Annotated in this window: 14 protein-coding genes; 1 reads left to right on the top strand and 13 read right to left on the bottom strand. The window is 36.1% G+C overall.

What is annotated here, in order from left to right; translation table 11 throughout:
• Positions 1-33: 33 nt before the first annotated feature.
• The 9 genes from glmM to truA form a co-directional block, all read right to left on the bottom strand.
• Positions 34-1410: a phosphoglucosamine mutase gene (glmM, locus tag C7377_RS06520; protein WP_116496528.1), complete on the bottom strand. Its 1377-nt coding sequence runs from the start codon at positions 1408-1410 to the stop codon at positions 34-36.
• Positions 1411-1493: 83 nt separating this feature from the next.
• Positions 1494-1670 carry a DUF3781 domain-containing protein gene (locus C7377_RS06525; RefSeq protein ID WP_116496529.1) on the bottom strand — a complete coding sequence of 59 codons (177 nt, stop codon included), beginning with the start codon at positions 1668-1670 and terminating at the stop codon, positions 1494-1496.
• Complete coding sequence (locus C7377_RS06530) at positions 1670-3160, bottom strand: sodium:solute symporter (protein ID WP_116496530.1); 1491 nt, start codon at positions 3158-3160, stop codon at positions 1670-1672. The genes C7377_RS06525 and C7377_RS06530 overlap by 1 nt, the downstream gene beginning before the upstream one ends.
• Before the next feature lie 28 nt (positions 3161-3188).
• Positions 3189-5306, bottom strand: a complete 2118-nt coding sequence (locus C7377_RS06535; RefSeq protein WP_116496531.1) for a M3 family metallopeptidase — start codon at positions 5304-5306, stop codon at positions 3189-3191.
• A 231-nt stretch (positions 5307-5537) separates the two neighbouring features.
• Positions 5538-5861 carry a biotin/lipoyl-containing protein gene (locus tag C7377_RS06540; RefSeq protein ID WP_116496532.1) on the bottom strand — a complete coding sequence of 108 codons (324 nt, stop codon included), beginning with the start codon at positions 5859-5861 and terminating at the stop codon, positions 5538-5540.
• A 12-nt stretch (positions 5862-5873) separates the two neighbouring features.
• Positions 5874-7418 (bottom strand): acyl-CoA carboxylase subunit beta, encoded by a 1545-nt coding sequence (locus tag C7377_RS06545; RefSeq protein WP_116496533.1) that lies wholly within the window; start codon positions 7416-7418, stop codon positions 5874-5876.
• 20 nt (positions 7419-7438) lie between these two features.
• Complete coding sequence (locus C7377_RS06550) at positions 7439-8518, bottom strand: LptF/LptG family permease (RefSeq protein WP_116496534.1); 1080 nt, start codon at positions 8516-8518, stop codon at positions 7439-7441.
• A 33-nt stretch (positions 8519-8551) separates the two neighbouring features.
• Positions 8552-9682, bottom strand: coding sequence for a tRNA guanosine(34) transglycosylase Tgt (gene tgt, locus C7377_RS06555; protein WP_116496535.1), 1131 nt, complete (start codon positions 9680-9682; stop codon positions 8552-8554).
• Positions 9683-9693: 11 nt separating this feature from the next.
• Positions 9694-10437, bottom strand: a complete 744-nt coding sequence (truA, locus tag C7377_RS06560; RefSeq protein WP_116496536.1) for a tRNA pseudouridine(38-40) synthase TruA — start codon at positions 10435-10437, stop codon at positions 9694-9696.
• Positions 10438-10601: 164 nt separating this feature from the next.
• Here truA and C7377_RS06565 point away from each other — a divergent pair, with 164 nt between their 5' ends.
• Positions 10602-12008 (top strand): carboxypeptidase-like regulatory domain-containing protein, encoded by a 1407-nt coding sequence (locus tag C7377_RS06565; protein WP_116496537.1) that lies wholly within the window; start codon positions 10602-10604, stop codon positions 12006-12008.
• On the opposite strand, the gene C7377_RS06570 is transcribed toward C7377_RS06565, so the two are convergent.
• Genes C7377_RS06570 through hpt form a run of 4 tightly spaced genes read right to left on the bottom strand, consistent with a single transcriptional unit; the run spans position 11998 to position 15056 of the window.
• Positions 11998-12915: a glutaminase gene (locus tag C7377_RS06570; protein WP_116496538.1), complete on the bottom strand. Its 918-nt coding sequence runs from the start codon at positions 12913-12915 to the stop codon at positions 11998-12000. The two genes, C7377_RS06565 and C7377_RS06570, sit on opposite strands and share 11 nt — an antisense overlap.
• A gap of 22 nt (positions 12916-12937) precedes the next feature.
• Positions 12938-13927 (bottom strand): GTPase ObgE, encoded by a 990-nt coding sequence (gene obgE / locus C7377_RS06575; RefSeq protein WP_116496539.1) that lies wholly within the window; start codon positions 13925-13927, stop codon positions 12938-12940.
• 6 nt (positions 13928-13933) lie between these two features.
• The gene (locus C7377_RS06580; protein ID WP_116496540.1) at positions 13934-14518 is read right to left on the bottom strand and encodes an adenylate kinase family protein; all 585 of its coding nucleotides are present in this window, start codon (positions 14516-14518) and stop codon (positions 13934-13936) included.
• Positions 14511-15056 carry a hypoxanthine phosphoribosyltransferase gene (gene hpt, locus C7377_RS06585; protein ID WP_116496541.1) on the bottom strand — a complete coding sequence of 182 codons (546 nt, stop codon included), beginning with the start codon at positions 15054-15056 and terminating at the stop codon, positions 14511-14513. The genes C7377_RS06580 and hpt overlap by 8 nt, the downstream gene beginning before the upstream one ends.
• Positions 15057-15081 lie beyond the last annotated feature (25 nt).

A 15081-nucleotide genomic window follows, 5' to 3' on the forward strand; every position in this document is an offset into this window, starting at 1 on the left:
TAGGCAAAGCTTTTTTATTTCATAAATTAATATCTAAAGATTATTTACATCTTGTTTGATTTGTTCAGCAAGTGCTTCAGCTTTTTCCGATGTACTACTTTCAGAATAAATCCGGATGATAGGCTCCGTATTTGATTTTCTTAAATGAACCCATTCTTTTCCAAAAATAATTTTTACGCCATCAATCGTATTGATTTCCTCTTCTTTATACTTTTCTTTAAGAGCATCAAGAATAGCATCAACATTAGTTTCAGGGGTTAGTTCTATCTTATTTTTTGAAATGTAGTAAGCTGGATACGTTTTGAGTAATTCTGTACAGCTCATTTTTGAATGTGCTAAATGTGATAGGAAAAGACCTACACCAACTAAGGCATCACGTCCATAGTGACTTTCGGGGTAGATAACACCACCATTCCCTTCACCACCGATGATGGCATTTGTGGCTTTCATCTGAGAGACTACGTTGACTTCACCAACAGCAGCTGCGGTATAAGTACCATTATGCTTTTCAGTTACATCTCGAAGTGCCATAGTTGAGGAAAGATTAGAAACGGTATTTCCGGGAGTATGCTGTAATACATAATCAGCTACAGCTACTAAGGTATATTCTTCACCAAACATAGTACCATCCTCACAGACAAAAGCCAATCTATCAACATCAGGATCAACAACAATGCCAAGGTGTGCTTGTTCTTCTTTCACTAAAGTAGAAATTTCTGTAAGATTTTCGGGTAGTGGTTCAGGATTATGAGGAAATTCACCATTAGGTTCGCAGTAAAGTTCGACAACTTCTACGCCGAGTTCTTTTAATAGCTTTGGTATTGCCAACCCACCAACAGAATTTACTGCATCAACCACGACTTTAAACTTCGCTTCTTTTATAGCTTGAACATCTACTAATTTTAAATTTTTAACGTGTTCAATATGTCGTTCTAGTGCATCTTCAACGGTTTTTATTTCTCCTAAATCGTCTACATCTACAAAATTTATTTGATTAGAATCTGCTAACTTTAAAATAGATTCACCTTCTGCTGCAGTTAGAAATTCTCCTTTCTCATTAAGCATTTTCAAAGCATTCCATTGTTTTGGGTTGTGGCTAGCAGTTAAAATTAAACCACCGTTTGCATCGAACGCTGTGACCATTAATTCTGTCGTAGGAGTAGTTGCTAGTCCTAGATGAATGACATCAATCCCCATGCCCAATAATGTGTTGCAAACCAATCCTTCAACCATTTTCCCGGATATTCTGGCATCACGCCCAACTACAACTTTGCAAGATTGTCCTTGAGTATTTTTCAACCATTGTCCATAAGCCGCGGTAAATTTTACTACATCTATAGGTGTAAGTCCTTCCGAAACCTTTCCTCCAATAGTGCCACGTATTCCTGATATTGATTTTATTAGCGTCATAATTATTTTAATTTGTCAACTGTTATTATTCTAAAAGTATTTGAATTTATTGTAATTCTTAAATTGTTTTCAATAGCATGAATTTAATAATTCTTCCCTTTCTTTTGAAACGATGTTTCGGGTGTCTTTTCTAAACATGAAAATATAAACTCTTGAATTTCTTTACGTGCTAATTCAGCGTTTAGCTTCTTGATAATTCTATTGTAGACTAATTTTGTGTAGCAAATGTTTTCGAGTATTTGTGATTTATCAACTCTCATTATTCGTTCTTTTTTCTACTTAGCATTAATAAAACAAAAGTTAATAATCCATTAATAATTAGCAATTCGAAACCGACTTCGTAGCCCCATAATAGTTCTTTGGAATACTTACTAAACAAATAAGTAAGAATAGGTGATAAAATGGCAATGAAGGGCACCAATTTATCTCTAATTTGGTATTTCGTAAATAAACCAAAACTAAAAAGTCCCAGTAATGGGCCGTAAGTATATCCTGCCGCTTTGAACAGAGAATTAATGACAGACTCATCATTGATAATCCAAAAACCAAGTAGTGTTATTAATAGAATGATAGAAAATGCCACATGGATAAAATTTCTTTTAATAGTAAAGTCTTTATTCTCTTTTTTATCCATATTTAAGAAATCAACAGAATAGGAGGTGGTAAGTGATGTGAGCGCAGAATCTGCACTTGAAAAAGCAGCCGCTACTACACCAATAATGAAAACAATACCTACTGCAGGACTGAAATGCTTCAATGCAATCGTGGGATAAACTAAATCATATCTTGGCTTTACAACTCCAGCTAATTCTTCGGTAGGAACTGGAATACCAAATTTTCCCATATATAGAAAAAGCAATATTCCCAAGAGTAAAAAAATAAAATTTACAGGGACGAGTGCGAACCCTAAAGTGTACATGTTTTTCTGAGAATCTTTTAGCGTTTTACAAGTGAGATTTTTTTGCATCATATCTTGGTCGAGTCCCGTCATTACGATTGTGATAAACATACCACTAAAAAATTGCTTCCAGAAGAAGTTGGCATCGCCCCAACCATTATCAAAGTAGAACATTTTAGCATATCCACTTTCTTCAATAGTGCTGACAAATTTACTCCAAGAGTCCAACTCTAAAGCATTCGTTAATATTATCACAGAAAACACTAAGGATAGAAGCATCGAAGCTGTTTGTAGAGTATCAGTCCAGACAATCGTTTTTATTCCTCCGCGAAAAGTATAAAGCCATATGAGCATTAATGTGGCTACAGCAGTGATATAGAAAGGTACACCCAAGTCTTCCATAATAAAATTTTGCAATACAATAACCACAAGAAAAAGACGGAATGCTGCACCAATTATTTTTGAAACCATAAACAAAACAGCACCTGTTTTGTGTGAAGTGCTTCCAAACCGCTGTTCAAGATAGGTATAAATTGAAGTGAGATTTAGTTTGTAGTAGAGAGGTAGTAATATGTTTGCAATGACGATATAGCCAAAAACATAGCCAAACACAATCTGCATATAGGCAAGATTGCTATTGGTACCACCTGAACCAACAACGCCAGGAATAGAAAGAAACGTAACTCCTGATAGTGAAGCACCTATCATTCCAAAGGCGACTAAATACCATGGTGATTGTTTATTGGCACGAAAAAAGGTATCGTTGTTTGTATTTTTAGCGGTAGTATATGATAAAAGTAGCAGGATACCGAAGTATCCTGCTACAATAGCTAATAGTGTAAAACTATTCATAGTTAGTTATTCGAAAAAATATGCTGAACTATTTTAATCCTCTTTTTTCAATTAATGCTTCGATATCAGGATCTTGTCCGCGGAACTCTCTGTATAATTCTTCCGAATCAACTGAACCGCCTTGTGATAAAATCGTATTGCGGAATTTCATTCCTTTTTCTTGATCAAATACGTCTGTTTCTTTGAAAAAACTGTAAGTGTCAGCATCATAGACTTCAGCCCAGATGTATCCGTAGTATCCTGCAGAATAGCCTCCTGCAAAAATGTGACTGAAATATGGACTTCTATATCTCGATACAATTTCAGGAATCAATCCTTTTTCTTTATTAAGGAAATTTTCTTCAAACTCGATAACTTCTCCCTCAAAAGGCTCTGTTAAACTATGCCATTCCATATCTAACAATGATGCTGCTAAGTATTCTGTAGTTGCAAAACCTTGGTTAAACGTTCCTGCTTTCCTAATTTTTGCAATAAGTTCATCAGGAATTGTTTCACCGGTTTTATAATGCTTTGCATAGAGCTTCATCACCTTAGGTTCCATTGCCCAGTTTTCTAATACCTGTGAAGGTAATTCTACAAAATCGCGTGAAACTGAAGTTCCAGTCTGTGATGGATATTTACCATCAGAAAGCATTCCATGCAATGCATGCCCAAATTCATGGAAAAGTGTTTGTACTTCTTCTAAGCTTAATAAAGCAGGTTTGTCACCCACAGGTTTAGTAAAGTTACAAACGTTAGTAATAATTGGAGTTACATATTTACCATCCAGATTTGATTGCTTACGATATGCGTTCATCCAAGCACCATTGCTTTTACCTGGACGTGGGAAATAGTCTGCCATATACATAGCAAGGTGAGATCCGTCTGAATCGGTCACTTCAAAAACCTCTACATCAGGGTGATATCCTTTTAGACTATCAACTTTTGTAAATTTAATTCCAAATAATCTTTCTGCTACAATAAAAACTCCGTCTCTTACATTTTTTAATTGGAAATAAGGTCTAAGAGCTTCTTCATCGAGAGAATAATCTGCTTGTTTGATTTTGTCAGCATAATACCACCAGTCCCAAGCTTCTAAATCGAAATCGCCACCTTCTTTTTTGATGATAGCCTGCATTTGTGCTCTTTCTTCTTTTGCTTTTTCTAAGGCTGGAGTCCAAAGTTTATTCAGTAATTCTTTTACGTTATCGGGATTCTTTGCTACGTTCTTTTCTAAGATAAAATGTGCATGGGTTGGGTAGCCTAAAAGGTTTGCTTTCTTAATGCGAAGCTCTACCATTTTTTTGAGAATCTCCTTGTTATTGAATTCACCACCATTACCTTTATTAATGTATGCCATAAACATTTCCTTACGTAGTTCTCTATTGTCTGCGTAAGTTAAGAAAGGCAATAAACTAGGCTTGTGAATGGTAAACATCCAGCCATCTTTTTCATGCTCGTCAGCTGTTGCTTTTGCTGCATCTATAACGCTTTGTGGTAAACCTGCTAAGTCTTTCTCATCAGTGATAACTAACTCATACTTGTTATTCTCTTTAAGAACATTATCGCCAAATTCTATAGAAAGTAATGAAAGTTCTTTATTAATCTCGCGAAGTTTTTCTTTGTCTTCTTCATTCAAATTTGCCCCGCCTCTTACGAAGTCTTTATAGTAATCATCCAACAGGCGTGTTTCTGCTGTTCCTAAACTCTTCGCTTCATCACTCTCTTTTACAGCTTTAATACGTTCAAACAATTTTTCATTTAACTTTATATCATCGCTAAGTTTTGAAAGCTTAGGTGCTAAGTCCTTTTCAATAGAGCGTAAGTTGTCATTTGTCTCTGCCGAAGTGATGTTGAAAAACACATTAGAGACTCTTCGTAGCAACTTTCCTGAGCGTTCCATAGCCACTATAGTATTGTCAAATGTAGGATCATCACTATTATTGACAATTGCATCTATATCTTCTCTTTTTTGTTTGATGCCTTCTTCAAATGCTGGAGCATAATCACTTTCTTCTATATTAGCGAAATCGGGAAATCCGTGTGCTAATGTTGATTCTTTAGCAAATGGGTTGTCTTCTGCCATAGTCGTTCCTTCTTTTTTCTCGTTACAACTTGCAAGTAGTCCTACTGATGCAAGAAGAATAAAAATGTTTTTAAGTTTCATGGAATATAAGTTTAAAATAATTTTTGAAATATTTGAGTGTAAATATAAGTAAAAATGCAATAAAAACAAGAAGGCGCCCTATTACTAGACGCCTTCTAAATACTACTAAACAACTATAATCTCGCATGATTTAAATGAAAAAAGATTCATTCATTTCTGCTTGAACGATACAAATATACAAAAAAAAGCAATACTATGTCAAATAATATTGCTTTTTAAGTTAAAAAAAAATTATTCTATTTCCACCATTAGTTGGTTTTTAGTCAAAACATCACCTTTTTTTACATGTATTTTTTTTACAACACCACTAAAGGGCATGAGGACAGTGTTTAACATTTTCATTGCTTTAAATGTTAATAAAACATCGCCCTTCTTGTATCGTTTCTTCTCTACAGCTACAATGTCTTCAATATTCCCGGGAATAATTGCGCGTAGATGTTTAGGGTTTGCTTTTTCCCAAGCAGTTCTGCTTTCAAACTTTGGCGTTAGCTGAGTATAAAATTTTTGTCCGCTAACAATCAAGCTCTTATTTCGTTTCTTTTTTTCTTTCGTCATAATACAATCATTTTAAAATGGAGGTAATCCATGTTTCTTCTTTGGACGTCCATCATGCTTGTTCTTAGAAACGTTTACGGCATGTATCAATGTTTTTCTGGTTTCTTCAGGCTCTATTACCGAATCAATATAACCTTTGGCAGCTGCTACATAAGGGTTGGCAAACTTTTCTTTGTATTCTTTTACTTTAAGTTTACGCATTTTGTCAGGATCTTCAGCATTCATTATCTCTTTTCTAAAAATAATATTTGCAGCACCTTCTGGACCCATCACTGCAATTTCAGCATTTGGCCATGAGAACATAAAGTCAGCACGCAAATGGCGAGAGTTCATGGCAATATAACCACCACCATAGGCCTTGCGAAGTACTACTGTAATCTTAGGAACTGTTGCTTCACTGTAAGAATATAGAATTTTAGCACCGTGGCGGATTACACCCATATGTTCTTGATCAACTCCCGGAAGGTAACCAGGCATATCTTCTAAAGTGATAATAGGGATATTGAAAGCATCGCAATAGCGGATAAAACGTGCGGCTTTATCAGAAGAGTCGCAATCTAGCACACCTGCTAAATATTTTGGCTGGTTAGCTATAAAGCCTATAGTATCACCTTCTAAGCGACCAAAACCAATAACAATATTTGGAGCAAATTTCTCCATCACTTCGAAGAAGTAAGACTCATCCACTAATGATTTTATCACATCTCGGACATCATAAGGTTGAGAAGGATCGTTAGGAACGATATTTTGAATTTTATAGCCTCTCTTTGGCTTTTTTGCGGGATATGAGCGCGCTTTTTCTCCATTATTCCAAGGAATGAATGAAAGCAATTCTTTGATTTGCTTAAAACACTCTTTTTCGCTTAGCGCATAAAAGTGTGCATTCCCAGTGATTTCACTATGAACTTTTGCACCACCGAGATCTTCCATACTTATTTCTTCACCAAGCACTGTTTTAATCACTTCAGGTCCTGTGATAAACATTTTAGAAATATTCTCTACCACAAAAACAAAGTCGGTGAGGGCAGGAGAATATACCGCGCCCCCTGCACAAGGCCCTAAAATCACTGATAGTTGAGGAATAACGCCTGATGCCAAAGTGTTTCGGAAAAATATTTCACCATAACCTGCTAGAGAATTAACTCCCTCTTGAATACGTGCTCCACCAGAATCATTAATACCAATAAGGGGCACCCGCAGTTTTAAGGCATGATCCATCATTTTAGTGATTTTTCTAGCATGCATTAAACCTAGCGAACCGCCGGCAACGGTAAAATCTTGTGCATAAATACAAACAGGGCGTCCGAATATCGTTCCTGTTCCTGTAATAACACCATCACCGTGAAGGACTTTTTTGTCCATATCAAAATCACGAGCTTGATGTTCAACAAACATATCATACTCGTTGAAAGAATCTTCATCAACTATCGCAAGGATACGTTCACGTGCAGTCAACTTACCCATAGATACTTGTTTCTGGATGGCTTTGTCGCCACCGCCTTTTTCAATAGTTTGTTTTCTTTTCCTTAAGTCAAGGATGTTTCTTGTTAATGCCATACATTAATGATTTTAGTTGTTTACTTCGGTGCTAATCTATACAGAATATAGGCAATCAAGGCAAAAATAATATTGGGTAGCCAGATTGCAAGCAATGGAGTGATTGTACCTGCGGAAGCAATAACCGTAGATACTCTCATAAACATAAGGAAAGAGAAAGCAATAAGCAGTCCTAATCCTAAATGTAGTCCAACTCCGCCTCGTATTTTTCTTGAGGCAAGAGAAACACCTATAAGTGTTAAAATAAATGTAGCTAACGGACTTGCCAAACGTTCGTATAGTTTAACTTGATACTCAGCTACATTATTAGTTCCTTTTGTTTTCTGATCTTCTATGAATCGATATAACTCGACTAAGGTCATAGACTCTGTAGAGTTGTCTTTTATTATCAGTTCAGAGGGTACGAGATTGATAACTGTATCTAATGCTCTACCTTTTGTTATCGTTTCACTTAAATCGTTAATATCTCGAATGTTATATTGTTTTAAAGTCCAATTTTGATTGTCGTTATTCCATACAATTTCTGAAGCTGTGAGTGTAGATTGCATAACCCCATCCTCGAAACGTTCCATTTTTACCCGTCTTCCTATTTCTTTATCAGTAGAATAAGAACCGATAGAAATAAACAGTCCCTTTTCTAATTGCATATGAATGTTGGTATTTTGCTGTCCTCCACGTCTTTTAGTGATATAATTATCATAGATATCATTTTTAATCTCATTTGTTGATGGCAAAATAAAGTTGGTAAGGATAAAAGAAAAGGCAGCAATTATAAATGCACCCACAAAATATGGTCTAAGCAATCGGTGTAGACTAATTCCATTGCTAAACATTCCTATAATTTCAGAGTTAAAAGCCATCTTAGAAGTGAAAAAGACCACCGCAATGAATGTAAAAGTAGGACTGAAAAGTGTTGCAAAGAAAGGCGCTAATGTTAAATAATATTTTACAATAACATCACTTGGAGCATTGTTGTACTGGAAATTATCAGCCTGTTCAGAGTAAGTGAATACAAGCACTACTATAATAATGAGGAGTAGTGAAAAAAAGAAAGTCCCGAGGAATTTCTTGATAATATACCAGTCTATCTTTTTTAGCATAAATAGCCAATTTTAATCGGTAAAGCTATAAAATTATAGCCTAACTCCTAACTTTTTTACCATTTCATTTTTCCACAAATTAAAATTTCCATTGTTAATATGTGTACGCGCTTCTCTTACCAGCCACAGATAAAAGGCTATATTGTGTTGGCTGCAAATCTGTGCTCCAAGCATTTCGTTTGCTTTAATAAGGTGTCTTACATACGCTTTAGAATAGGCAGAATCTACGAATGATGTACCGTCTGGGTCTAATGGAGAGAAATCTTTTTCCCACTTTTTATTTTTGATATTAATACTCCCTTCACTTGTGAAAATCATGCCATTGCGACCGTTTCGTGTAGGCATTACGCAGTCAAACATATCTACACCCAATGCAATAGCTTCTAAAATGTTCTCGGGAGTACCTACACCCATTAGATAGCGTGGTTTGCTTTTTGGTAAGATTTCATTGACCACACTTATCATCTCGTACATCACTTCAGCTGGTTCACCTACAGCTAAGCCTCCAATAGCATTTCCTGCACGGTCTAATTTTGCTATGTTCTCAGCAGAGCGTATTCTTAAATCTTTATACGTGCAACCTTGTACAATAGGGAAGAGTTGTTGTTCGTAGCCATATTTAGGTTGGGTTTCATCAAAGCGTTTTACGCAACGGTCTAGCCATCGTTCGGTAAGGTCTAATGATTTTTTTGCATAATCATACAGAGCATCTCCGGGAGGGCACTCATCAAATGCCATCATGATATCAGCACCGATAATGCGCTGGATATCCATCACATTTTCTGGAGTAAAAAGATGTTTCGAGCCATCAATGTGAGAACGAAATGTTGCTCCTTCCTCTGTCAGTTTTCTGTTCTCTGCTAAAGAAAATACTTGAAAACCACCGCTGTCGGTCAGCATTGGTCTATCCCAGCCATTGAATTTATGAACACCGCCAGCTTCTTCCAAAACCTCTAACCCGGGACGGAGATAAAGATGATAAGTATTGCCAAGAATAATTTCAGCATTCACATCTTCTCGTAATTCTTTAAAATGAATTCCTTTTACCGTTCCAAGTGTGCCCACAGGCATGAAAATAGGGGTGTGTATATCGCCACGTTCGGTATGCAATATTCCAGCACGGGCATTGGTTTCTTTATCTTGTGTCTCTATCGTATAGTACATTCTGTGTTCAATTAATTTATAAAAGGATAAGCGATTTTGTGTAAAAATAAACCTTCCGGGGGTGCAGAGCTACCTGCTCTAGCCCTGTCTTTTGCTAAAATGATATCTTGAAAATCGCGGACAGTGCATTTATTTTTTCCAACTTCCAATAACGTGCCGACTATAGCACGCACCATATTTCTCAAAAATCTATCTGCTGTAATCGTAAAAATTAATAGCTCGTCATTTTCTTTCCAATGTGCATCTCTAATTTGGCAAATATTCGTTTTTACATCAGTATGTAATTTACTAAAGCTGGTGAAATCCTCATATTTCATCAATAATTGAGAGGCTTCGTTCATCTTTTGAAGGTCTAAAGCAAAAGGGTAGAAATAGCTTTTTTCATAGTCAAAAGGCGTTTTTACTTTTGAAATATAATATTTATAAGTCCGCGAAGTCGCATCGAAACGTGCATGTGTCTTGTTTTGTACTTCAAAAATCCTTTGGATAGCAATGCTCTTAGGAAGCAGGCTATTCAATTTGTAACATAGCTTTTCTAATGGTATGCTAAGGTTTTCGCTATCATAATGTGCAAAAAACTGTTGCGCGTGTACGCCAGTATCCGTACGGCCACAGCCTATTATTTTAACATCTTCTCTTAGGATTAGACTAAAAGCTTTTTCTAAAGTTTCTTGTACGGTTACGGCATTGGGTTGCACTTGCCAACCATGAAAATCAGTGCCTTTATAGTTTAATTCTACAAAATATCTTGCCATTTTATTTTGTTGTAATTAAGACAAAGATACGCTTTATTCAAAAAAACAAAGAATGTTAAGGGGCTTATGCTTTGTGTTAAAATATGGTAAATGTGAATTGTTACTCGTTTTTAAGAATAGAGTTTTTCTACTTTTGGAAAATCTAAAACCCAAAAATAAAGTCTATGAAACGTTTCCTGCTTGTGTTGCTCACAGTTTTAATTTTCAGTTCAATAAAAGCTGAAAATAAAATTTATACTGGAAGGGTAGAGGAGGCAGGGGGTGAGAACCCTGTTCCATTTGCGATGCTTATTATTAAAAACACGCTGTATGGTGTACAGGCGGATGAAAATGGGGATTACGTTTTGGATTTACCTGCTGGATATGAGCAGGATAGTATTGTAGTCAGTTCTTTATCGTACAAAGAGAAAACAATAGCCATAAGCGATTTAATGAAAAACCAATTGATAAAATTGGAACTGGATAGTAATGTGTTGGGGGAGGTGGTTATTTATCCCATAAATCCTTATGAACTTTTAGAAAAGGCAGCTAAAAATAGAGCTAAAAATCATGATGTTGACCATTCTACAGTGCAACGAAACTTCAATAGGGAACTGTATTTTGATAAAGGTGTTTGTTTTCGAGCTTCAGAAAATATTGTAGATGCTTATAAATTAAAACTGCCCAAACATACTACCGGAGAATATCATCAAATCAATAAAACTTTGAAAGCACGAGGCATTCAAGATTCACTGCAACTGTGGACTTTGAATGATATGTTTAAAATGAAAGAAGATACCATTTCTTTTTTTAATGAAGCCATTACCCGTGAGATTACCGGTTTAGATCCGACGATATTATTTTCTGAAATAAGTAGGGAACAAGATGCTGTGGAGGAAAGTGATGAAGACTCAAATAAAAAAGGACTAAGCATAGGATTAGATGTTTCGTCTGAGTTAAAATATAATGGCACTATGAAGTATAGAGGCAGAACTTCACATCGTGTGTTAGTCGAATTAATACATAAAAGGAAAACAATTATTAAAGGTCAGTTGCTTATTGACAGTGCAACCTATGCTTTTTCAGAAATCCGAATTGCAAACCAAAATGTGGATTTATATAAAGAATTTGTGCCGTGGATAGCGCGAAGTGTTATCCGATTAATGGGCTACAGACCCGTATTGGATCAATTAACCATGATGAACTCTTATGCAATTGGGAATGATGGAAAATGGTACAAAACCTATGACTATCTTAGATTTGGTGGCTCTATGAGAAAAAAGAGACGATTGCTGGACAGCTATGCAGAATCAGAATTTTTCTATCAGCAACCTAGGCTGTTTGATGGTGATGCTACAGCTTTTTGGAAGAAAAATAAAGACGCCAAAGATGCTATTGAAGAAACTGATGTGACTTCCTTTAATAATGATAGCTTTTGGGAACCCTATGTTGGAAGATTAACACCTGAAAAAGTAAAGAAATGTGTGGTAGCCATACATGAGAGAAATCAGGAATTCCAAGGCGAAATAGGCTATAATAAGAAAGAAAGTCGCAGAAAGCGTCGTGAGGAACGGCGACAATCTAGAAAATAGAAAATTCTGTTTCAGTAGTGAAATTTTCTAAAAAATACATTCCTCTGTATGAGTTACCTTTTTCATTCAGCTTTGGACTCCAGGTGGTAATAGCATAACGCTCAGGATGTATGGCAACGATACCGCCACCAACGCCACTTTTTCCCGGCAAACCTACTCTGAAAGCAAAATCTCCTGACTGGTCATAAAAACCACAGGTTTGCATAATAGCATTAATACGCTTGGTTTGGCTCTTCGTTAAAACCTGCTTGTTTTTATTGAGCATGCGCCCTTCGTTTGCAAAAAGGGAGAAAATATTCGACAAATCTTTACAATTCACCTCAATAGAACACAGGTTAAAATATAAATCGAGTACCTCATTGGGGTCATTTTGGATATTATCGAAAGATTTTAAAAAATTACATATTGCAATGTTCCGATATCCTGTAGCCCACTCGGAGTCAGCGATACGTTCACAATAATCTAAGTCGTCATTTCCAGCCAACTCCCTTATAAAATCTAAGAAATATTTTCTGGTGTCAGGCAAATAGCTTAGAAGAATATCAGAAGTTACAATGGCTCCTGCGTTGATAAAAGGATTCCGTGGTATTCCGTTATCTGCCTCTAATTGAATCAAAGAATTAAAACTATTGCCAGAAGGCTCTACATCAACGCGTTTCCAAATATCCTCCCCAAAAAGTTTGTAAGCAATAGCCAAGGAAAGCACTTTTACGATACTTTGAATAGAAAAAGATTCTAAATAGTCACCTATTCCAAAACTTGCATCATCTACAGTAGTTATATAGACACCAAACTTATTAGAATCAGTATTTGCCAATTCTGAGATATACGTAGCTAAACTTCCTTTATCTTTTATAGCTAAAGTGTCATTATATATTTTCGTAATAATTTCAGCATAGTTAGCCATCACCTATAATCTAAAAAAGTAATCAATTAAGTGTCTTCCAAATCATATCTTTCAATTCCGTAATTCCTTTTCCCGATACACTTGAGATAAAAATAGTTGGTATATTTTCCGGTAACTCTTGTTTCATTTCGGCAATTAATTCATCGTCTAGTAAGTCTGACTTAGAAATAGCCAATAGTCTCTTTTTATCGAGCAACTCTGGATTATATTGTTTTAATTCGTTGAGTAGTATTTCGTATTCCTTTTTAATGTCTTTAGTATCAGCAGGTACCATAAAGAGAAGTGTGGCATTTCTTTCAATATGCCGTAGGAATCTGATGCCCAGACCTTTGCCTAGATGTGCATCTTCAATGATGCCAGGAATGTCTGCCATTACAAATGAAAGATTGTCACGATAGGTAACGATACCCAAATTGGGGACTAATGTAGTAAATGGATAAGCAGCAATCTTAGGTTTAGCTGCAGAAACTACAGACAATAACGTAGATTTTCCCGCACTAGGGAAACCTACTAATCCAATATCTGCAAGTACTTTTAGTTCAAGTATAACTGTACGTTCTTTACGTTCGCCACCCGTTTGGGCAAAACGTGGCGTTTGCATCGTTGCTGATTTAAAGTGCCAATTACCTTGACCGCCACGACCGCCATTAAGAAGAATTACTTCGTCATTTTCTTCAGTAATCTCTGTTATAATTTCGCCAGTATCAGCATCTTTAGCCACAGTTCCCAGTGGTACCTCAATAATAGCATCTTCGCCATTGGCTCCGGTACTTCGGCTCTGGCTACCGTTCTCCCCATCTTTTGCAAAGACATGGCGTTGGTATTTTAGATGAATGAGTGTCCATAGTTGAGGGTTTGCACGCAAAATGACGTGTCCACCGCGACCACCATCCCCGCCATCGGGACCGCCCTTTGCAGTTATCTTGTCACGACGTAAGTGGGCAGAGCCATTTCCTCCAGCTCCAGAACGGGTAAATATCTTTACATAATCTACAAAATTTGATTCTGCCATTATTCTTTAGTGTTTTTGTTGCATTTTTTCGATTAACTCTTTTATTTGATTGGCGACCTTTTCAATCTTGCCTTCACTGTGGTATGTATGCAGTAAATCTTCTTTAGCGAATAAATCTACCACAGGATAGGTTTTCTTTCGGTACAGCTCCATTCGGTGTTGAATAGTTTTTTCTGATTGATCATCTTTACGATTTTTTTTAGACGCCCGTTTGAGTATCCTGTCGATAAGTTGCTCCTCATCAGCTTTTAATTCAATAACGATAGGATTTGTGCAAATATGCTTCCTGAAATATTTTGCTTGTGCAATATCTCGAGGAAATCCATCATAAATAATCCCTTCCACTTCACTATTCTCACTAATGAAATCTTGAATAATCTGATAAGCCATCTCATCACTAAAAAAACCGCCTTTATCAATAGCATGTTTAAAAGCTATAGTTTCCTGATTTTTTTGAGAATATTTTTTACGAAATAATTCCCCTGTAGAAAGATGCACGAAACCGAAATTTGACACAATCTGTTTCGCTTGCGTACCTTTACCACAGCCAGGAGCGCCCATAATGATGATATGTAACTGTCTCTTATTCATCTTCTGCTAAAGTGTAAATAGCCGGCAAGTTGCGTCCCATAAGATCATAATCTAGTCCATAGCCAACTATAAATTTATTGGGGATTTCAAAACCCACATAATCTAAGTTTACAGGAACTTTACAAGCCTCTGGTTTATAGACTAGAGTTGCAATATAAATTTCTTTTGGTTTGTGAGCTTTTACCTGCTCTATTGTATTTTGGATAGTAACGCCAGTATCCACGATATCTTCTAAGATGACTACAGTGCGATTTGCTAAATCTTCTGTAAAACCCATAATAAGTTTTATTTTTCCTGTAGATTTTGTCCCAACGTATGAAGAAAGTCTAAAGAAAGTTATAGAGGAATTCTCAACCGTGATTTGTTTGAAAATGTCTGAAGCAAACATAAACGCACCATTCAGGATACAGACGAATAAAGGAGATTTACCTTCTAAGTCTTTATTCATCTGCTGAGCGATTTCATTTACACGTTTTTGAATATCCTCTTCAGATATAGATAGTTTGAACCTTTTATCTAAAACTTGCACTGTTTTCATAAGTATAATTTTGAAAAATAATATA

Source organism: Balneicella halophila (genome assembly GCF_003096835.1).
In the GTDB taxonomy this organism is placed as follows: Bacteria; Bacteroidota; Bacteroidia; order Bacteroidales; family Balneicellaceae; genus Balneicella; species Balneicella halophila.